17 protein-coding genes are annotated in these 18442 nt (G+C 64.0%); 5 read left to right on the top strand and 12 right to left on the bottom strand.

From position 1 onward, the window contains the following. Window positions 1-59 precede the first annotated feature (59 nt). Window positions 60-1286, top strand: coding sequence for an MFS transporter (locus tag ACVWYO_RS05255; RefSeq protein ID WP_457349083.1), 1227 nt, complete (start codon window positions 60-62; stop codon window positions 1284-1286). A gap of 401 nt (window positions 1287-1687) precedes the next feature. Here the strand turns inward: ACVWYO_RS05255 and ACVWYO_RS05250 are convergent, their stop codons facing one another. Then, entirely contained in the window at window positions 1688-2881 is a 1194-nt protein-coding gene (locus ACVWYO_RS05250) for a hypothetical protein (protein ID WP_457349082.1), read from the bottom strand. A gap of 246 nt (window positions 2882-3127) precedes the next feature. Here ACVWYO_RS05250 and ACVWYO_RS05245 point away from each other — a divergent pair, with 246 nt between their 5' ends. Both ACVWYO_RS05245 and ACVWYO_RS05240 read left to right on the top strand, forming a co-directional pair. Beyond that, window positions 3128-3694 carry a helix-turn-helix domain-containing protein gene (locus tag ACVWYO_RS05245; protein WP_457349081.1) on the top strand — a complete coding sequence of 189 codons (567 nt, stop codon included), beginning with the start codon at window positions 3128-3130 and terminating at the stop codon, window positions 3692-3694. An 823-nt stretch (window positions 3695-4517) separates the two neighbouring features. Continuing rightward, window positions 4518-5354, top strand: a complete 837-nt coding sequence (locus ACVWYO_RS05240; protein WP_457349080.1) for a tyrosine-type recombinase/integrase — start codon at window positions 4518-4520, stop codon at window positions 5352-5354. Window positions 5355-5396: 42 nt separating this feature from the next. Here ACVWYO_RS05240 and ACVWYO_RS05235 read toward each other — a convergent pair whose 3' ends face one another. The 5 genes from ACVWYO_RS05235 to ACVWYO_RS05215 all read right to left on the bottom strand — a co-directional run bounded on the left by ACVWYO_RS05235 (window position 5397) and on the right by ACVWYO_RS05215 (window position 11810). Next, window positions 5397-5729: a copper-binding protein gene (locus tag ACVWYO_RS05235; RefSeq protein WP_457349079.1), complete on the bottom strand. Its 333-nt coding sequence runs from the start codon at window positions 5727-5729 to the stop codon at window positions 5397-5399. Then, window positions 5726-8887: an efflux RND transporter permease subunit gene (locus ACVWYO_RS05230; protein WP_457349078.1), complete on the bottom strand. Its 3162-nt coding sequence runs from the start codon at window positions 8885-8887 to the stop codon at window positions 5726-5728. The genes ACVWYO_RS05235 and ACVWYO_RS05230 overlap by 4 nt, the downstream gene beginning before the upstream one ends. Then, on the bottom strand, window positions 8884-10101 hold the full coding sequence (locus tag ACVWYO_RS05225; protein ID WP_457349077.1) for an efflux RND transporter periplasmic adaptor subunit: 1218 nt from the start codon (window positions 10099-10101) through the stop codon (window positions 8884-8886). The genes ACVWYO_RS05230 and ACVWYO_RS05225 overlap by 4 nt, the downstream gene beginning before the upstream one ends. Next, window positions 10098-11351 carry a TolC family protein gene (locus ACVWYO_RS05220; RefSeq protein WP_457349076.1) on the bottom strand — a complete coding sequence of 418 codons (1254 nt, stop codon included), beginning with the start codon at window positions 11349-11351 and terminating at the stop codon, window positions 10098-10100. The genes ACVWYO_RS05225 and ACVWYO_RS05220 overlap by 4 nt, the downstream gene beginning before the upstream one ends. Before the next feature lie 90 nt (window positions 11352-11441). Continuing rightward, window positions 11442-11810, bottom strand: a complete 369-nt coding sequence (locus tag ACVWYO_RS05215; protein ID WP_457349075.1) for a hypothetical protein — start codon at window positions 11808-11810, stop codon at window positions 11442-11444. Window positions 11811-11984: 174 nt separating this feature from the next. On the opposite strand from ACVWYO_RS05215, the gene ACVWYO_RS05210 reads away from it, so the two are divergent. Next, complete coding sequence (locus ACVWYO_RS05210; RefSeq protein ID WP_457348219.1) at window positions 11985-12917, top strand: IS5 family transposase; 933 nt, start codon at window positions 11985-11987, stop codon at window positions 12915-12917. Between the two features lie 86 nt (window positions 12918-13003). Here the strand turns inward: ACVWYO_RS05210 and ACVWYO_RS05205 are convergent, their stop codons facing one another. The 6 genes from ACVWYO_RS05205 to ACVWYO_RS05180 all read right to left on the bottom strand — a co-directional run bounded on the left by ACVWYO_RS05205 (window position 13004) and on the right by ACVWYO_RS05180 (window position 17943). Next, on the bottom strand, window positions 13004-13393 hold the full coding sequence (locus tag ACVWYO_RS05205; protein WP_457349074.1) for a DUF305 domain-containing protein: 390 nt from the start codon (window positions 13391-13393) through the stop codon (window positions 13004-13006). 94 nt (window positions 13394-13487) lie between these two features. Next, on the bottom strand, window positions 13488-14648 hold the full coding sequence (locus ACVWYO_RS05200) for a copper resistance protein B (RefSeq protein ID WP_457349073.1): 1161 nt from the start codon (window positions 14646-14648) through the stop codon (window positions 13488-13490). Beyond that, a complete protein-coding gene (locus ACVWYO_RS05195; protein ID WP_457349072.1) occupies window positions 14645-16597 on the bottom strand; it encodes a copper resistance system multicopper oxidase in 1953 nt (650 codons plus the stop codon). Before ACVWYO_RS05195 ends, ACVWYO_RS05200 begins: the two co-directional genes overlap by 4 nt. 67 nt (window positions 16598-16664) lie before the next feature. Beyond that, window positions 16665-17234, bottom strand: coding sequence for an RNA polymerase sigma factor (locus ACVWYO_RS05190; protein WP_457349071.1), 570 nt, complete (start codon window positions 17232-17234; stop codon window positions 16665-16667). Then, window positions 17231-17671 carry a periplasmic heavy metal sensor gene (locus ACVWYO_RS05185; RefSeq protein ID WP_457349070.1) on the bottom strand — a complete coding sequence of 147 codons (441 nt, stop codon included), beginning with the start codon at window positions 17669-17671 and terminating at the stop codon, window positions 17231-17233. The genes ACVWYO_RS05190 and ACVWYO_RS05185 overlap by 4 nt, the downstream gene beginning before the upstream one ends. Next, window positions 17668-17943 carry a hypothetical protein gene (locus ACVWYO_RS05180; RefSeq protein ID WP_457349069.1) on the bottom strand — a complete coding sequence of 92 codons (276 nt, stop codon included), beginning with the start codon at window positions 17941-17943 and terminating at the stop codon, window positions 17668-17670. The genes ACVWYO_RS05185 and ACVWYO_RS05180 overlap by 4 nt, the downstream gene beginning before the upstream one ends. A 126-nt stretch (window positions 17944-18069) precedes the next feature. Here ACVWYO_RS05180 and copC point away from each other — a divergent pair, with 126 nt between their 5' ends. Beyond that, a complete protein-coding gene (gene copC, locus ACVWYO_RS05175; protein WP_457349068.1) occupies window positions 18070-18438 on the top strand; it encodes a copper homeostasis periplasmic binding protein CopC in 369 nt (122 codons plus the stop codon). Window positions 18439-18442 lie beyond the last annotated feature (4 nt).

The following is an 18442-nucleotide window of genomic DNA, read 5'->3' as shown; positions in this document are numbered from 1 at the left end:
CGCAAGCAATCGGGCCGGACTGTCGTGACGATCGATTGCTCGCCTGTTAGCGTTGCTTCATGGCCCTGCTACCCGCTCCGATGGATCGCTCGCGCACTGGAATACCGCGAACGGTCTGGGCACTGGGCTTCGTCAGCCTCTTCATGGATCTCTCGTCGGAGATCGTGCACGCGCTGCTCCCATTGTTCTTGACGGTGACGCTCGGGACGAGTGTCGCGCTGGTCGGGCTGATCGACGGCGTCGCAGAATCGACAGCGTCGATCGCCAAGGTCTTTTCCGGCTACCTGTCCGATCGGATCGGACGGCGTAAGCCGCTCATCTTTTTAGGATACGGCCTTGGCGCCCTTTCGAAGCCGCTCTTTCCGCTCGCAGGCAGCGCGGGGGCCGTGTTCGGCGCGCGCTTCATGGATCGGATCGGCAAGGGGCTCCGGGGCGCCCCCCGTGACGCGCTCGTCGCCGACGTCACGCCGCCCGAGATCAGGGGGCGCGCGTTTGGCCTGCGCCAGTCGCTGGACACCGTGGGTGCCTTCGCGGGGCCGCTGCTGGCGGTTGGTCTGATGACGCTGTTCGCAAATGACATGCGCCTCGTCTTCTGGGTCGCGGTGGTCCCAGGCGTATTGGCCGTGCTGTGTGTTTTGCTCGCCGTCGAGGATGCGCCGCGCGACGAGACCAAGGCGCCATCGCAGTTGCCGTTACGAATTGACGACCTCCGCCGGCTGCCTCCAGCGTTCTGGGCAACCGTCGGGATCGGGGTTGTTTTTACCCTCGCTCGCTTCAGCGAGGCCTTCCTGATCCTCAAGGCTAACCGAGAGGGACTGTCCTTGGCCCTCGCGCCGTTGGTTTTGGTCACGATGAACCTTGTCTACGCGGTCGGCGCCTACCCGGCAGGTGCGCTCTCCGACAGGGTGCGGCCGCAATCCCTGTTCATCTGCGGCCTCGTCTGCCTGATTGCAGCTGATCTCGCCTTGGGTCTGCTGCACGGTCTCGCCGGCACGTTTCTCGGCATCGCGTTGTGGGGCGCTCATATGGCAATGACCCAAGGACTGCTGGCGAAACTCGTCGCCGATCATGCGCAGCCTGAACTCCGGGGCTCGGCCTTCGGCCTGTTCAATCTTGCGGGAGGCGTCGCCATGCTGGTCGCCAGCGTCGTCGCAGGCCTGATGTGGGATCGTCTTGGACCGGGTGCCACGTTCCTGACCGGTGCGGCTTTCGCAGTAATCGCCCTGCTTCTCGTCGCCCGCTATGACAGCTCGGGTCAGGGCGGCACACCAGTGCCGACGGCGTGAGGTGCCAGACGGAGTTCAACGAGACTTTGGCTTCCCTAGCGCTATCCGGGTGGGGGCTGCTTTCGGGGTCTTGATGGCCCTTCCTTTGATCTATCCGAGCGCGATCCGGTCTTCGGCAGTCCGCTAAGCCCGTCTCATCGAAGTCCTCATCTCGAATGCGATGTCCGGAATCGTCGCCATATTCTCATCCGGGGCTGTCCTCACCGCGGAGATTCGTTGAAGTCGTCGAGTCTCTGAGGGTTCGTTCTGCCAGGACGGTGCGCAGTTTGAGGGGACACGGCTAGATCGGAAGTTAACTGTTCAAAGCCCGTTGCCGTGGTGGGTCAGTCGTTGCCTTGCGCCTGACCCGAACTGCAGCCCCCCGCTAACGGCGTATCCGCCGCTTGCGATCTTGCCCCTGTTCAGAGAGAGAATGCGCCTGGCACAATAAGTTCGATTTCGTCGATGATCGCCTCCACCGTCGTCAATGCACGTCGCAGATAGTCCGGCCTGAATGGTGCATACAGATCGCTTACGTCATCGAACTTGTCGTGGCCCAGGAACATTTCGAGTTCGCCCCATGCTTCCTGGGGGAGCCGCTGACGGACGAGGTTGGCGATCGATCGCCGGATGAGTTTCATGCCCGATTCTCCCTCGCCGGGAAGGCCTAGCGCTTTGGCCATCGTCTCCCAGGCGGACTTCACGCTGGTGCCGGGGATCAGATACCCCTCGGTGGAATCGAGTACACGAGCCATCTGCCGGGGCACCGGCACGGTCGCCCGATACTTTCGGGTTTGGCGTCGCTGTGCAGGGTTCAGATCGAGGATCTTTCGTGCGGAATTCCATTGGCTCCGCATCGGATCGGTCGAGACGTCGTGAGCGGCGTCTGGTCGCGCCATCGTCGCGACGCTGATCCGCATGAAAGCTAACAAGCTCGCCCGGTCGCGCCTCGCCCGTTCGGCCGGCTGCTTGCCGGGAGGCGGCGAGACACAGTAGCGGAACATCGCGGCGAGCTCTTCGATATCGCTCCGGTGCTGTGGCGTCTGGTTCACTTCCTTCGGCTGTCGTGCCTTGAACTTCGCCCTCATGCCGCCGCTCCGGTTGACGGCCGCCGCCAGCTGCAAGACGCTGTTTTCGACCGTCGACCAGGAACGCTCCTTCTTAATGCCGGTTGGGGTCACGATCGGCTTTGCGTGGAGCCATTTCCTGAAGCGTTCGATCCAGTCCTCGTCGACATCGTCGCAGGCAGTTCCGACGAGATCCTTCTCGACCAAGTAGGAGAGTACATGGGTCAGCCGCGGGCGGATCGCCTCAATCGAGGGTTTTCCAGCCGAGAGCGTGAGATAGTCGGCGATCGCGGCGGCTAGGTAGATGCGGGTTGCCTCGCGGCGCTGGCCGCACGTAGGGCAGAAGGCTTCTCCCTTGGTCTTCTCTAGGTAGAGCCGATCGAGCGCAGCACGTCCGAGCTCGACATTCTCTGTGCGCGCGCTAGCGCTTCGCTCGCGCTTTCGCTCGTCGTCGTACCAGACGATTTCGAGTGCGGTGCGCCCCTCCCGCCGATGGAGTTGGTATCCGCCGCGCTCGTAGAGCGGCTTGCTTCGCTTCGTTGCAGGCATAGATTCCTCTGGTGGGTCGCCACGGCGTCGCGGAAGGCCTGGTAGGCGCCGGTGGTGACGAGCAGGTCGAGATCATCGGGAGTCAGCTGGATGCCCTTGCGGGCCTCCAGCTTGCGCGACAGGCGGCGATCGAGATCGGTCAGGCTAGCCACGCTTTTGCTCCTTTCGTGGGCGCTGGAACCGGGCTCCCGGCCGCCGCCGTGGAAGCGGTTGCCGGGGTTGCGGTGGAGCATCTTGTGGTTATAGATGCCGCCAAACGGCGTGGTGCAAACTAGTCACATGAAATTTTCCTCTCCGCTAAAGTTTCCTCTCTCCTCAGTTCCAATGGCACTCGGAGCCACGCTCAGGGACGCGCGGGAGGCGCGGGGATGGACGCAGGCGCGCCTTGCGGCAGCTGCTGGCATCAAGCGCGAGACGGTTGCACGTCTTGAGGCGCAGCGTCTGCTGCCGCATCAGGCGAAACGTCGGAGGCCTGCGGCCGATACTGTCTTCCGCCTTCAGGCTGCGCTCGACCTCATGCCTGGGGAGCTTGTTCCGGCGTGGCCGGAATGGAACCCGGTCGGTCTCAGTACCATCGGCACGCGTTCGCGCGTTCGACGGCGTGATCTTGGTCTCTCGTTGAAGACCGTAGCGGTGGCGGCAGGGATCAGTGCCGCGACGCTGTCTCGCTTCGAGCGGGATATTAGATGGGAGACCAAGTCGCTCCTTGATGGAGGTCCCGGCACTGATCCGACAGAAGCCGCCGAGGCCTTGGCGAGAGCGCTGGGTTTCCCAGACGGGGCGGCTCACGGGCGCTGGTGCGATCAGCACTAGCTCAACCGCCAACCCGGCCGCTCCAACGGGCTCACGGCGTGCGCCGGTTTCCGGCGACATCCAGAAATCGATGCGTAGGGTTCAAGGCAGCTGCTGAAGCCGTGCGGCGGGTCGATGGGATTCCGCGGTTTGATCGGGCAAATTTACCTTGCGGTAAAGTTGCGGTAAGAATGCGCGAAATTCGCGTTATCTTCCCGGTATGTTCTGCAAGCGGGACCAATCTGAGTGGCGGAAAACTGCGAAAAAGTAGCCCTGATCTGTGTTGACATCGCAGGGGTCGCAAGTTCAATCCTTGCCACGCCCACCATTAAAAGCCCCGATAACTCAACGAGTTATCGGGGCTTTTTTGTGTCCGGGGAAGCTGCAGGAACCGACCAGTTTGGGCACATAGTGGGCAGGAATTGCCCCTATCAGCCACTTCCTGTGGGCACCGGCTGGGCACGGCGGCGCCGCGGAGCGACAGCGTTCCGTTTGGCGTCGCCAGCGGGTGCCGTCCGATTTACGCATTATGTGGGTTTAACATCTTCTGACGGGGAGCAGTGACATGCTCACCATCAGAAGGCGCGGAAGCGCGGGAAAGTGGTACATGCGGGGCTATGTCTCGTTGGGCGAACGAACGATTACCGTTGCCGAGTTCAGTACCGGAACTACGGACGAGGATGCGGCGCGGCACTTGATGGCGGAGCGCGAGCGAGCGCTACGCGAGGAATTGATGTTCGGGCCGCGGGCTGTGGCCAGCCGCGCAGTGATCGCCGACGCGTTCGATGCGTATCTGGCAAAGCCCAAGCGACCCAATTCGAGCGACATCCTGCGTGTTGGAGTTATGAACGAGCGGATCGGGAACATGTCGCTGGCGGATCCTCGCGCTGCGTGGCGGACGTTTCAGGACGCGTTTTTGGCGGGATACGCGCCAGCCGGCCAGGATCGCTACCGCTCGCTACTCCAGGCCTGCATCAACGTCTGGCAGGAGCGGCACGACCTGCCGCCGGTCAAGATCAAGGCGATCGCGTTCGACAATCAGCGAATTCGCTTCTTGAGTCATGCCGAGCGCGATCGGCTGATCGGGTTTTATGCGGGTCATGTTCAGCCGATCGTGACGATGTTCGCCTTCCAGGGGCCTCGAACGCAAGAAGCACTGCAGCTGCACTGGGGGGCAGGGGGCGTGGACCTCGCGCGTGGCACGATCTTCTTTGCGCGCACCAAGACCGGCAACCCGCGCACGGTAGCGCTGCACCCACGCGTGGAGGCGATGCTGCGGCCGCTGTGGGAGAAGCGCGGCAAGCCGGACACAGGCCATGTGTTCCTAAACCGACTTGGTCGCCCCTATACCGACACGCGCGACCTTGCGGTGCAAGGCGGCAACCCGCTCAAACGCGCCCACACCACCGCTTGCGAGCGCGCCGGCGTCGCGAACTTTACCGTCCATGACTGGCGCCACCACTGGGCGAGCCACTGCGTGATGGCCGGGGTGGATCTCATCACGATCATGCGGTTGGGCGGTTGGAAATCGTTGCGCATGGTCCAGCGCTACGCCGCCGTCGATACCGTCCATATGCAGGAGGCAGTCAGCAAGCTCATCTCAAGCATATTTGAGGGGGCAATCACCGCCAACCGCCCCGTCAATCGCAGATTTTTGAGCTTTTTCAGTTACCTAACTTGAAACTATTAGGGTCCTAATTCGACGCTTACCCACAGTTCGGCATCACCGACCACGAATAGCTGTCACCTCCGCCTTCGACCCGCGCATCCTGATAGCAAAATCGACCCGCTGACCGACTCTGACGCGCCTGTGTAGTGCCGGTGGAACTGCCGCGAACGCCATCGTCATCGCAGGCCGGCCCAGTGCCGCGATCGGCCCATGCTGGATCGTCACCTTGGCGGCCTTGGGATCGATCGCGGTCACGACGCCACTGCCGCGACCGACTTTCACGGCCCCTTTCATCGGCATGCCCTGCATGGAAGCACCCGCCTGCGCCGATGCCGTGGTCGCCGTCAGGCCCGCTAGGACGGCGAGTGCCAACAGGGTCTTCTTCATAGCATATTCCCTTGCAGCGGTGGGACTGGGGTCGAAGGGTGAGTGGAACGCCGGGCGCGCCGCAGCAGGAGGAACGCTGCCGGCAGTACCAGCATTGAGAGCAACGGTGCGGTGAGCATGCCTCCGATCATGGGAGCCGCGATCCGGCTCATCACTTCGGAGCCGGTGCCTGTACCGATCAGGATCGGAAACAGGCCGGCCAGGATCACCGCGACCGTCATAGCCTTGGGCCGGACACGAAGGAGGGCGCCTTCGCGGACCGCCGCTGCGACCTCTGCGTCGTCCGGTGTGGGACCGCGGGCATCCAGCGCGTGCTTGAGGTAGATCAGCATCACCACGCCGAACTCCGCCGAAACGCCGGCGAGTGCGATGAACCCGACACCGGTCGCGACCGATTGGTTGTAACCGAGCAGATAGAGCAGCCATAGACCGCCGGTGAGCGCGAACGGCAGGGTGCCCATCACCAGCGCGGCTTCATCGAGCCGGCGAAAGGTCGCGTAGAGCAGCAGGAAGATGATGACCAAGGTCGCCGGAACGACGATCTTCAATCGCTCGACCGCGCGCTGCAGATACTCGAACTGGCCGGTATAGGTGACACTGACGCCGGGCGGCAGTTTCACCTTGGCGGCGATCGCGTTCTGCAGATCACGAACGATTGTGGTGAGCGGCGCGCCGCGTCCATCGATGTAGATCCACGTCACCGGTCGGCCGTTCTCGCTGCGCAGCATCGGCGGTCCGTCGGTGATGCGAACGTCGGCGACGGTGCCGAGCGTGATCTGCTGCCCTGCCGGCGTAAGCACGGCCAGGTTTCGCAAGCCATCGATGCTGTCGCGCAGCTCACGCGGATAGCGCACGCTGATCGGATAACGCGCCAGTCCCTCGACGGTCTGGCCGATCGTCTCTCCGCCGATCGCGCCCGACACGATCGACTGCACGTCGGCGACGTTGAGGCCATAGCGTGCCGCAGCGGCCCGGTTGATATCGACATCGATATACCGCCCGCCGGTGAGCCGTTCGGCCAGCGCCGAGCCGACCCCGGGCACGGTCTTCGCGACCTGTTCGATCTCGCGCGCGGTTGCATCGATCTCGGCAAGGTTCGAGCCTGCCACCTTGATACCGATCGGACTCTTGATGCCGGTCGACAGCATCTCGATCCGATTACGGATCGGCGGAATCCAGAAATTGGCGAGGCCCGGCACCTTTACCGCCTTGTCGAGCTGATCGATCAATTTGTCCTGGGTCATTCCTGCGCGCCACTGATCCTTGGGCTTGAAGCGGATCGTGGTCTCGAACATCTCGAGCGGCGCTGGGTCGGTTGCGGTGTCGGCGCGACCGGCCTTGCCGAACACGCTTTCCACTTCGGGTACGGTCTTGATGAGCCGGTCGGTGAGCTGGAGAAGCTGGCCGGCCTTGGCGGTCGAAATGCCGGGCAGCGCGGACGGCATGTAGAGCAGGTCGCCCTCGTTCATCTGCGGGATGAACTCGCCGCCTAGCTGGCTGATCGGCCAGAGGCTGGTCGCAAACACGAGGCCGGCGATGACCAGCGCCTGTTTCGGTCTCGCCAGTACCCAGTCGAGCGCGGGACGGTAGATGCGGGTGAGGACGCGATTGATCGGATTGGCATTCTCGGACGGGATGCGACCGCGGATCAGCAACCCCATCAGCACCGGGATCAGCGTGATCGACAGGATTGCCGCACCTGCCATTGCATAGGTCTTGGTGAACGCGAGGGGCGCGAACAGCCGCCCCTCCTGGCCCTGAAGCGAGAAGATCGGCACGAACGAGAACGTGATAATGAGGAGGCTGAGAAACAGCGCCGGGCCGACCTCGACCGCTGCAGCAGTGATCACGCGCCAGCGTTCAGCGCCCTCAAGCGTTTCGCCGGAATGATCGTGCGTCCAGTGTTCAAGATGCTTGTGCGCGTTTTCGATCATGACGACGGCGGCATCGACCATTGCGCCGATGGCGATGGCGATGCCCCCCAGCGAGAGGATATTGGCGTTCAGTCCCTGCACGCGCATCGCGATGAAGGCGATCAGGATACCGAGCGGGAGCGTGAGGATCGCGACCAGCGCTGAGCGGACGTGCCAGAGGAACAGCGCGCAGACGAGCGCCACGACGATGAACTCCTCGATCAGCTTGCTGCGCAGATTGTCGACCGCGCGGTCGATCAGGCCCGACCTGTCATAGGTGGTGACGACCTCCACGCCGGGCGGCAGGCTCTTCTTTAATTCCTCAAGCCGAGTGCGTACGCCATCGATCACCTCGCGCGCGTTCTTGCCTTGGCGCATCACGATGACGCCGCCTGCAACCTCGCCTTCGCCGTTGAGTTCGGCCAAACCGCGACGCATTTCGGGACCGATCTGAACCGTGGCGACGTCGCCGAGTGTCACGGGCACGCCGCCAACCGTCTTGAGCGGCACGCCGCGGAAATCGTCGAGCGTCTTCAGATAGCCGGTCGCGCGGACGATATATTCGGCCTCGGCCATCTCGAGGACCGATCCGCCGCTCTCCTGATTGCCGCGCTTCAGCGCCTCAGTCACCGCCTCGTGGGTGATGCCGTAAGCGGCCAGCTTCTGCGGATCGAGAACGACCTGATATTGCTTCACCATGCCGCCGATGCTCGCGACCTCGGCGACACCCGGAACGGTCTTCAGCTCGTAGCGCAGGAACCAGTCCTGGATGCTGCGGAGCTGTGCGAGGTCGTGACGCCCGGTCCGGTCGACCAGCGCGTATTCATAGACCCAGCCCACCCCGGTAGCATCCGGGCCGAGCGATGCTTTTGCGCCCTCGGGCAGGCGGCTTTGCACCTGGCTCAGATATTCGAGTACCCGGCTGCGCGCCCAATATAGATCGGTCGCGTCGTCGAAGAGCACATAGACGAAGCTGTCGCCGACGAACGAATAGCCGCGCACCACGCGCGCCCCCGGCACGGACAGCATCGTCGTCGCGAGCGGATACGTGACCTGGTTCTCGACGATCTGAGGTGCTTGCCCGGGATAGGTGGTGCGGATGATGACCTGAACGTCGGACAGGTCGGGCAGCGCATCGACCGCGGTCGAGCGCAAAGCGCCCGCCCCGACGACGATCAGCGCGAGGGCTGCGAGCAGGACGAGGAAGCGCGCCTTGACGGACGCCTCGATGATCCGCGCGATCACTTCGAGTCGCCCGTGATGGGCCGCGCGGCGATGCCGGTCAGGCTCGCCTCGCTGTCGAGCAGGAACTGGCCCGATGCGACGACCTTCTCGCCTGCCGCCAGTCCGGCGAGGATTTCGGTCTGGCCGCTTGACTCGCGCCCGATACGGACCTCGGCCGGTCGGAAACGACCCTCGCCGTCGGCGAGCATTACGAGCGTGCGCTTGCCGGTGCGGATTACGGCTTCGCTCGGCACCAGCAGCGCGGTGTCGGACGTGCCGCCTAGATGGACGGTCGCGAACATGCCGGGGCGCAGGCGACCACCGGGGTTACGCAGCTCGATCTGTACCGTCAGTGTTCGGCTGTCCGCCTGCGTCGTCGGCAAGACGGCAATGACGCGGCCGGTGAAGCGCTCGCCGGGGAACCCCGCCAGCTCGGCATTCGCCGTCTGCCCGACTTTGACAGCGCTTGCGCGCACTTCCGGCACCGCGGCGTTCAACCAGACCGTGCCGAGGCCGTTTACCTGCGCGAGCGTCTGCCCGGGCGCGAGCGTGACCCCGGCGCGCGCATCAAGTGTCTGGATAACCCCCCCGATCGGGCTGCGGATGGTGGTCATCCCGCGCCCGCCCGCCACGCCGCCCGGAATGCCGATCAGTCGAAGACGCTGGCGTGCGGCAGCGATCAACGACGGGTCGCCGGTTTTGCGCACCGCTTCATATTCGCCCTGCGCGCCGCCCCATTCGGGGACCAACACGTCGGCGATCGGCGCCCCGGCACGGATTATGTCGCCCGGCGCGCGGCCATAGACCCGCTGAATGAAGCCTGCGGCACGTGCCTGCACGATTGCGATGTCGCGCTGGTTGAAGTCGACCGCACCGGTCACATCGAGCGTGCCGGCCAACGTGCCGGTGGTCGTGGTCGCGAGCCGGATCCCGAGGCTCTGCATCGCCGAAGGGTCGACCGTGACGCCTGGCTTTGCCGTTGGGCCGCTACTCGCGTCGGCATATTTGGGGACCGTCTTCATCCCCATCGACGACAGGGAGTCCGGATTGTCGTAATGCTCCTGCGGCACCATCGGGTCGTAATAATAGAGCGGCTTGCGAGGAGTATCCGGCGTCCCGGCGGCAGGTGCCCCATTGCGCGTGCCGGCTAGATAATAGCCTCCAGCGCCCGCGACGAGGGCGACGGCGGCAAGCGTGGCAGCCAGCTGCGACCGTTGAAGGGATGTGAGGGTCATTGGTCGGCGCTCCCGAACAGGAGAATGAGCCGCGCGCCATCCGCGGCGACAGTCGCCTCGCGATCGAGCGTGGTGAGGACCGCATCGGCAAGCGCGGCATGCGCGTCGGCGATGTCGGTGAGGGTGGCGCGCCCGGCGCTATAACTGCCGGTCTCGAGCGTCACCCGCTGCTCGGCGAGGGGCTGCAGCACGTCTCGCGCGCGGGACCATTGTGCGTGGTGCATCGCGTGATCGGCAAGACCTGCTTCGAGATCGGCGGTCAGTTCGCGTAAACTGGCATCTGCGCCGGCGCGTGCACTGTTGGCATTGGCAGCGCGGGCCGCGATCAACGGTTCCTGACGCCGCTTTTTGAACAACGGCAGGCCGATCGTGACCCCGGCAGACACGTAATCGCCGAAACGGGGATCGCGGCGTTGGTAGGACAGATCGACGCCGAAATCGGGACGCCGTTCTGCTTCGGCCATGCGGAGGTCGGCATCCGCGCGACCGATCGTGGCACCGGCCAACACCAGCGTCGGATGCTCGCGAAGCGACGCGCGCAGGCGCGCAGGCTCTACCGTGAAGTCCGGGATCGGACCTGCGATGTCGGGGTCGGCTTCGCCCGTCCAGCGCGTGAGGTCGGCGCGCGCGCGGCCGACCATCGACACCAGCTCGTCGCGACGGTCCTGTAATTTCGCAACGGCTTCGCGCCCGGCGAGCACCTGTGCTGGCCGCGATACCCCCGACGCGACCGCACCGGGCGACGCTTTGACGAAGCGCTCGAGCCGTTGGAGCACCGTGCCGAGCGCTGCAAGTCGCTGCCCGGCATAAGCGAGGCTGATCCAGGCAAGCGCGGCCTGAACCTTGACGAAGCGCGCCTCCACGCCGGTCTCTGCATCGGCGACGCCTATGTCCGCTTCGGCGCGACCACGTTGCGCGCGACGCTTGGCGAGATTGGGAATGTCCTGCGAGACACCGACGCGCGCCCAGGTGAAATTATCGCGCTGCGGCTCGAACGCGAGCGGTCCTGAGATCGGAAAGCTGTCGATCCCGAGCGCGAGCTTGGGATCGGGCAACTGCCCCGCGGCGCTTCGCGCCGATCGTTTCGCATCGGCGCCGAGCGACTTCGCCTTGATGGACGGCGCGTCGGCAGCCGCTTTTTGGAGCGCGGCGTCGAAGGTCAGCGGTCCGGCGATCGCCGGCATACTGACCGACGCGAGCGCGAGGCATACCAGCGCGCTCGGCGCGCGGCGGCGTAAGGGGGGTCGCATTTCGTCATGTCCTGAACCTTGAGTTCACATCGCGTCGTACCCGGCGCACGCGCGCCGGGTCGCGTGACGGGCACGCGCGCGGACTTGAAATCAGATCAGGGTCGAAGGGGGTTCTGGTTCCGGAGCGGTGGAACGGCCCCGCAAGGCTGCGAAGATACCGATCTGCTCGTCACAATCGGAGCGCGCCGCGGCCTGGAGAACCATCGATGCGTCGGACAGCATCATCGGTCCGCCCGACGCCATCATGGCGATGCAGCCGGCCAAGCCGCACTTGCACGGCTTGTGGGCTGCGTCCTTCTTCATCGCTGACATGCAATCCGGCACGGAGGCCATGTCGCTGGTTGCCATCGCTGCCATGTCCATCGCACCTGCCGGGGCAGCAAGCGCCTGGGCCGGCTGCTGCGCAGCAAGCCCGACCATCACGCCGATCAGCATCAGGAAAAGGAATAGGCGCTTCACATGCACTCCCTGCGGGGCGCCTCTGAACCTGTCAATCGGCCAAGTCTTCTTCGTGGGATCATCGATTTGGTTACATGACGAAACCAAACCCCGCCCTGTCGGGGGTAGAGGGGCTTTGTTGCAAAACTGATGGCGGGGATTCACGCAGGGAATCGAGCGGTATAGATAGGCGTAATGCCCAAACCTGCCGCACCTGTGTATCGTACGACGAACTGGCCTGAGTATAATGCGGCGCTGAAGCGGCGTGGGTCGCTGGAAATATGGTTTGATCCGGAGATGCACTGGCTTTCGAAGCCGTGTGGTCGCCCTGGTCGCCCGATGCGGTTTTCAGACAGCGCGATAGAGCTGTGCCTGACGCTGAAGACGCTGTTCAACCTGCCTTTGCGGCAAGTGACGGGGTTGGTTTCGAGCCTGATCAAAATGGCGGGGCTGGATTGGTCGGTGCCGGATTATACGACGCTGTGCCGACGGCAGAAGACGTTGAAGGTCAACCTCGGCGGGCGGATCAGCTCGGGCGGACTGCACCTGCTGGTCGACAGCACCGGGATCAAAATGACGGGAGAAGGCGAGTGGAAGACGCGCAAACACGGACCGTCCTACCGTCGCCAGTGGCGCAAGGTGCATCTCGGGATTGATGCTGGGACGCTGGATATCCGGGCCATTGAGGTCACGACGAATGCCATTGGTGACGCACCGACGCTGCCCGTTCTCCTGGCGCAAATTCCCGGAGACGAGCGGATACTCAGCGTCGGCGGAGATGGCGCTTATGATACCAGGGACTGCCATGCCGCTATTGCCGGGCGCGGTGCCGATGCGGTCATCCCGGTCCGCCGCAACGGGCAACCATGGGCAGAAGGCGGTCCCGGCGTCGATGCACGCAATGGAGCGCTACGCGCGACAAAGCGGCTTGGTCGCGCAATCTGGAAAAAGTGGAGCGGCTATCATCGCCGCAGTCTGGTCGAGACCAAAATGCACTGCTTCAAACTCCTGGGCCAGCGCGTTGTCGCCCGCACCTTCGATCGTCAGATTACCGAGCTCAAAGTCCGTGCTGCAATTCTCAATCGGTTCTCCGAAATAGGAACGCCGGTGACCGTCCGCATCCAATAACATCTTCAAGTAAAACGTCGGTCATGCTCTCGCGTAATTATGCAACAAAGCCGGGTAGAGGGATAACAGGGCGGGGTGGGCACCCGTTACTGCGGGCGCTTGCCGTGCTTGCGTAGCCAACCCTGTAGCTCAGCAATATCCTTTTCCTGCTTCGTGATCGTCATCTGCGCCATCTGCTTTGTCTCAGGGTCTTTGGCGTCGCGGACTGCGACGCGCGACATGGCGACGGCACCGCGATGATGCTCGATCATTTTGCGCGTCCACATTTCGGCTGCATCACCCTGCTTTGCAGTCATCATCTTCTGATGCATGTCTATTTCGGATTGAGCGTAAGGGTTGCCAGCCATCATCTTCGACATGTCGTCATGGTTCATGCCGGCCATCTGCCCGTGATCCATCCCCTGCATCCCGCCTTGCTGGGCAAGCGCCGGGGTGGCGATGATCGCTAAGGCAGCAAATATCGGTGAAAAACGCATGTCCGTCTCCTCTGTTATCTAAAGGTTCTACGCGCGGGCGGCGCGTACCCCTCACACGTCGGCAACGGCTCTATTTCGGCTATGCCCTTCGTCATCAGAACCACACCCGCACACCGGCCACGAAGCTGGTGGTGGTCGGATCTTTGCCCTCGGCGCGCGTGAAATCGGCGGTACGTCCGGTCTGTGCGACATAGGAGACACCGATATAGGGCGCGAACTGCCGCCTGATTTCGTAGCGGAGCCGAAGCCCCAGCTCGGCGTCGGTCAGACCCGCGCCAAGCCGGTTTTCGGGCACGTCCTGCGCCGATAGATTGAACTCGACGCGTGGCTGAAGGATCAGCCTTTGCGTGATGCGCTGGTCGTAATACCCCTCAAGGCGACCCAGCAGATCACCCTTGGTCGACAGGAACAAAGCACCCTCGACTTCGAACATATAGGGCGAAAGGCCCTCGAAACCGACGGTCGCATAGGTGCGGTTGGGTGACGGCTGGAAGTCGTGGCGGACGCCCGCCTGGAGGTTGAAGTACGGCCCGACGGCTCGATTGTAGAGGGCCTGCACTTCGGCACTTTCGACACCCTCGCGGAACGCACCCTCGCCCTCGCTCTTCAGCCACAAGCGATTGATGTCACCGCCGAACCACGCCTCGCCATCCCAACGATAGCCGTCGCGGCCTTGGCGCGCCTGATATTCGGCAAGATTGAACATGACCTGGTAGAACGGCTGACCGCCTTGCTCGAACATCATGTCGTGCCGCGCCTTCGCCATGTCGGCCGGCGCAAACTGGCGGTCGGCGTAATGGTCCGTCGGCGGCGCGGGGGCCAGTGCGTTTCCCGCAGGAAGTGCCGTGCCGGTCTTCTCCATTCCGGGCATCGTCATCCCTGCCATGCCCGGCATAGCCTGCATATCATGGCCACCGTGCTGGTCGCCGGACATATTCATCCCCGGCATTGCTTGCTGAGCGCCCTGTGGAGCCATTTGGCCGCTTGCGGGCATCTCCATCCCCGGCATCGCCGAATGGTCCATCCCCGCCATGCCGGCCATCGGGTCAGCCGTGGCTTTCGTTGGCGCCTTGCGCTTCGCGACAACGGGCTTCGCCTTGGCGCGCTTGGCTGGCGCCGACGATTTCGCGGCAGGTTTCTTCTGAGCCGGCATGTTCATGCCGGGCATGTTCATGCCCTGCATCGACTGCGCAGCGACCGGAGCCGCGAGGGTGAGCATGGCGGCCGACGCCAACAGGGGAGCGAGGCGCGTCATGCGGCGTCTCCCCGCGGACGGACACTCACGGTTCGCATCATGCCGGCGTGCATGTGGTAGAGGAGATGGCAGTGGAACGCCCAATCGCCGACCGCATCGGCAGTAAAATCCCACGTCACCTTGCCGCCTGGCTGGACGATGACGGTGTGTTTGCGCGGCGCATGATCGCCGTGCCCAGTCACCAGCTCGAAAAAGTGGCCGTGGATATGGATCGGGTGCCCCATCATGCTGTCGTTGATGAGGTTGATCCGCACGCGCTCACCTTCGAGGAAGGGGATTGGCTCCATCATGTCGGACATCTTCACGCCGTCGAACGACCACATGAAGCGCTCCATGTTGCCGGTCAGGTGAATGTCGAGGCTGCGGCTGGGAGCCCTCACGTCCGGGTTGCGTTCCAGCGCCATCAGGTCCCGGTAGACCAGCACCTTGTGCCCGACATTCTCAAGGCCCTGGCCGGGGTCGCCGGTACGATCCATCGGCATCGGCGAGATGGTCTGGACACCCGGTCCCTTCGTGACCTGCGGGGCTTTGGAGAAGTCGCGCATCTTCATGGACCCCATGTCCATGCCGGCCATGCCCTGCTGACCGCCCATCGAACTGTGGTCCATCCCCGCCATGCCGCCCGCGCTGCCGCCCGTCGCCATCGCACCGTGGTTCATCGCCGAATGATCCATCCCTGACACTGTGCCGCCTTGCGGCATTCCGCCCATTGCCATCGCGCCTGCTGCCATGCCGGCGCCGGGGGTGGTGAGACTGGCGGACGGGTTCTTTTCATTGGTCTGGTCGGGGCCGCGCATCCCGCCGCTGGACATATCCATGCCGCCCATCGACGACATATCCATGCCCATGTCCTTCATCGTCGCGAGCGGGCGCGGACGGAGCGCAGGCACCTCGGCCGCCATGCCGGGGCGCGGGGCGAGGGTGGCGCGCGCCAGGCCGGATCGGTCGATCGCCTCGCCGACAAGCGTGTAGGCGCGGTCGTCAGTCGGGGTGACGATTGCGTCGTAGGTTTCAGCAACACCGATCTGGAACTCGTCCACCTCGACCGGCATGACGTTTTGACCGTCAGCCTGGACGATGCTGAGCTTAAGACCGGGGATGCGGACATTGAAGGTTGTCATCGACGATGCATTGATGACGCGCAGTCGCACGCGCTGCCCGGGCATAAACAGCGCGGTCCAGTTGTCGCGCGGGCCGTGGCCGTTGACGAGATAAGTATAGGCGGGGCCGGTCGCGTCGGAAATATCGGTGGGGTCCATCCGCATCTTGCCCCAATCCACGCGGTCCTTGAGCGGCTGATCCTTGCCGGAAAGCAGGCCGGCGAGGGTCTGACGCTGATAGTTGAAGTGACCGGGGTCAACTTTCATGTCGCGGAAGATGGTAGCCGGGCTGAGCTGGCTATGGTCAGACAGCACGATGACGTGTTCGCGGTCGGACTGCACCGGATCGGCGCCGGCAGGATCGATCACGATCGGCCCGTAATGTCCAAGCTGTTCCTGAAGCCCGGAATGGCTGTGATACCAATACGTGCCGTTCTGCCGGATCGGAAACTCGTAGAGGAAGCTCGAACGGGGCTTGATGCCGGGGAACGAGATGCCGGGCACCCCATCGAACTGCGGGGGAACGAGCAGTCCGTGCCAGTGGATCGAACTGTCCTCGTCGAGATCGTTGATGACATTGAGACGAACGGTCTGCCCCTCGCGCAACCGGATCAGCGGGGCCGGCACGGTGCCGTTGATGCCGATCGCCTTGGACGCGCGGCCATCGATCATCATCGTCTGGCGCGCGATGCGGAGCGTAATGTCGTTGCCGGTGACGGTCGGCAGCGGCGTGATAATGCCTGCCGAATTGGTCTGCGCCCATGCCGGCATGTAGGCCGACAGCGCGAGTCCGCCGCCTGCAAGTGCGGCACCGCGTAGCATCTGGCGGCGGTCGATAATGCGGCTCATACGGTCCTCAAGGCTTTCGATCGGGGATGTCCCCCTAGCCTTGATACGCGGTCCGTCGTGCTACCCCTCAACGATCGCCTAATTGCTCGAGCAGCTTGGCACGCGCGCGATAAAGCCGCGTTTCCACAGCCTTCTCGCTGATCGACAACACCGCAGCAGTTTCCGCCTGGCTCAAGCCTTCGATCGTCCGCAACACTAGCGGCTCCTTCAAGGCAACGGGGAGGGCAGCGATGGCGCGCGTCACCCGGTTCAGCTCCTGCCGATCGCTGGCGGCGTCGTCGATCGGCACTTGATCGTCTGTAACCGCCTCGGCCTCGATGCCGACCGGGATCGCGAACGAGAGGAAGCGGCGCACGGTCCGCTTACGTCCCCAATCACGGCATTTGTTGAGCGCGATCGTGGAAAGCCACGCCCGCATCGACCGATTGCCATCGTAACGTGGCATGGCCTGGTGCGCGGCGACGAAGGTCTCCTGCAACAGGTCCAGCGCCTCGTCGGGTTCACCGACGCAGGCGCGGACCATCCGGAAAATCGGTTGCCGATGGCGACGCATGATCTCGGCAAAGGCCGCTTCTCGCCCCGCGATGCTGAGCGTCGCAAGCTCGGCCTCGGTGAGCGAGGTCCAGTCGAGGCTCAACGCTGATCGTCGGTGAGCGCCTTGACCACCGCCTGGTCGAACTGCCCGGTCTGGTTGGGCCGGAGAAGCTGTCGCATGGCGAATATATGCGCGAGCGTCGCCTTCTGAAGTTCGCCCATGACGGCGTGGCTCCGATCGACTGCCGCGACAACGCGCGGTCCGTTGCCGTGTTCGAATTCGATAGCCTCCGCGAGACGGGCATTGTCGGCCCGCAACTCCAGCTCGAAGGCGCGGCGTTGGACCGCGAAGCGCTGTTCCAAGACTTGCAGGCGTGCCTGCTGGTCTGCGTCGAGCGCCAGCTTATGATGCAACACCTCGTGCAGCTCCGCGCCGGGCTGCACCGGCGAGGGGAGAAGTGCCCGCCCGATGAACACACCGCCGATCGCCGCAACAAAGCAGGCGATCACGCACAATATCAGCCGGACGCGACCGCTCATGGCGCGCCGGCAAGCAAGATCGACGGGGCGAGCGGCGACATCGGCCCGAGTGGCGAGAGCGCAGACACCGCCCCGGCCTCTCTGGCCGGAAAGCCCGCGCCAAATACGCCCATGACGAGCGCTACGGCGATCGTCACCGCGCCGATGCCGGTGCCGGCTCGCGCCGCTGGCCGCGCCGCGATGCGCGCAAGCACTCTGGCTTCCATTCCGTCGAGGCTGGCGGCCACGGGAGCGTGCGCCATCCTCGTCAATACTGCGTCGAGGTCATCCATGTCGTTCACTCCACCCCTCTAGCATAGGTTACGCATGCCGCAGCCCAATCCCTGAACACGACCTTTCGAGGGGTAGTCGATTGGGGCGCGTAACGAAGGATAGTCCCCATTACGAAGGAGCCTTCCATGCGCCGCTTCCCTGTCCTGATCGCCACTGCCGCAAGCCTTGCACTCGCCGGCACCGCCTGCGCTCACCCCAAACTGCTGTCCGCGAGCCCGGCCGCGAATGCGACCGTTGCCAAGCCGACGCATATCGAGCTGCATTCCAGCGAAAAGCTGATGCCAGCCTTTTCCAAGGCAGAACTGACTATGGCGGCCATGCCCGGGATGGCAGCCATGAAGATGGCAAGCGTAGCAAAGCTGGGGCCTGATGGCCGTACGCTGATCGTCACTCCCAACGGCTCGCTCCCGCACGGCCGCTACAGCGTGGCATGGCAGGTGGTGTCGACAGACACGCACAAGGTCGCCGGAAGCTATGCCTTTGCGGTGAAGTGAGACG

This window comes from Sphingomonas sp. UYP23, from assembly GCF_054059235.1.
This window is presented reverse-complemented; position numbering and strand designations above follow the sequence as displayed.

Coding starts and splice junctions, on each gene's coding strand:
- ACVWYO_RS05250 (WP_457349082.1), bottom strand. CDS start 2,881: ATGCCTGCAACGAAGCGAAGCAAGCCGCTCTACGAGCGCGGCGGATAC.
- ACVWYO_RS05195 (WP_457349072.1), bottom strand. CDS start 16,597: ATGAGCCGCATTATCGACCGCCGCCAGATGCTACGCGGTGCCGCACTT.
- ACVWYO_RS05200 (WP_457349073.1), bottom strand. CDS start 14,648: ATGACGCGCCTCGCTCCCCTGTTGGCGTCGGCCGCCATGCTCACCCTC.
- ACVWYO_RS05255 (WP_457349083.1), top strand. CDS start 60: ATGGCCCTGCTACCCGCTCCGATGGATCGCTCGCGCACTGGAATACCG.
- ACVWYO_RS05225 (WP_457349077.1), bottom strand. CDS start 10,101: ATGACCCTCACATCCCTTCAACGGTCGCAGCTGGCTGCCACGCTTGCC.
- ACVWYO_RS05220 (WP_457349076.1), bottom strand. CDS start 11,351: ATGCGACCCCCCTTACGCCGCCGCGCGCCGAGCGCGCTGGTATGCCTC.
- ACVWYO_RS05180 (WP_457349069.1), bottom strand. CDS start 17,943: ATGGATGACCTCGACGCAGTATTGACGAGGATGGCGCACGCTCCCGTG.
- ACVWYO_RS05205 (WP_457349074.1), bottom strand. CDS start 13,393: ATGCGTTTTTCACCGATATTTGCTGCCTTAGCGATCATCGCCACCCCG.
- ACVWYO_RS05210 (WP_457348219.1), top strand. CDS start 11,985: ATGCCCAAACCTGCCGCACCTGTGTATCGTACGACGAACTGGCCTGAG.
- ACVWYO_RS05240 (WP_457349080.1), top strand. CDS start 4,518: ATGAACGAGCGGATCGGGAACATGTCGCTGGCGGATCCTCGCGCTGCG.
- ACVWYO_RS05185 (WP_457349070.1), bottom strand. CDS start 17,671: ATGAGCGGTCGCGTCCGGCTGATATTGTGCGTGATCGCCTGCTTTGTT.
- ACVWYO_RS05235 (WP_457349079.1), bottom strand. CDS start 5,729: ATGAAGAAGACCCTGTTGGCACTCGCCGTCCTAGCGGGCCTGACGGCG.
- ACVWYO_RS05245 (WP_457349081.1), top strand. CDS start 3,128: ATGCCGCCAAACGGCGTGGTGCAAACTAGTCACATGAAATTTTCCTCT.
- copC (WP_457349068.1), top strand. CDS start 18,070: ATGCGCCGCTTCCCTGTCCTGATCGCCACTGCCGCAAGCCTTGCACTC.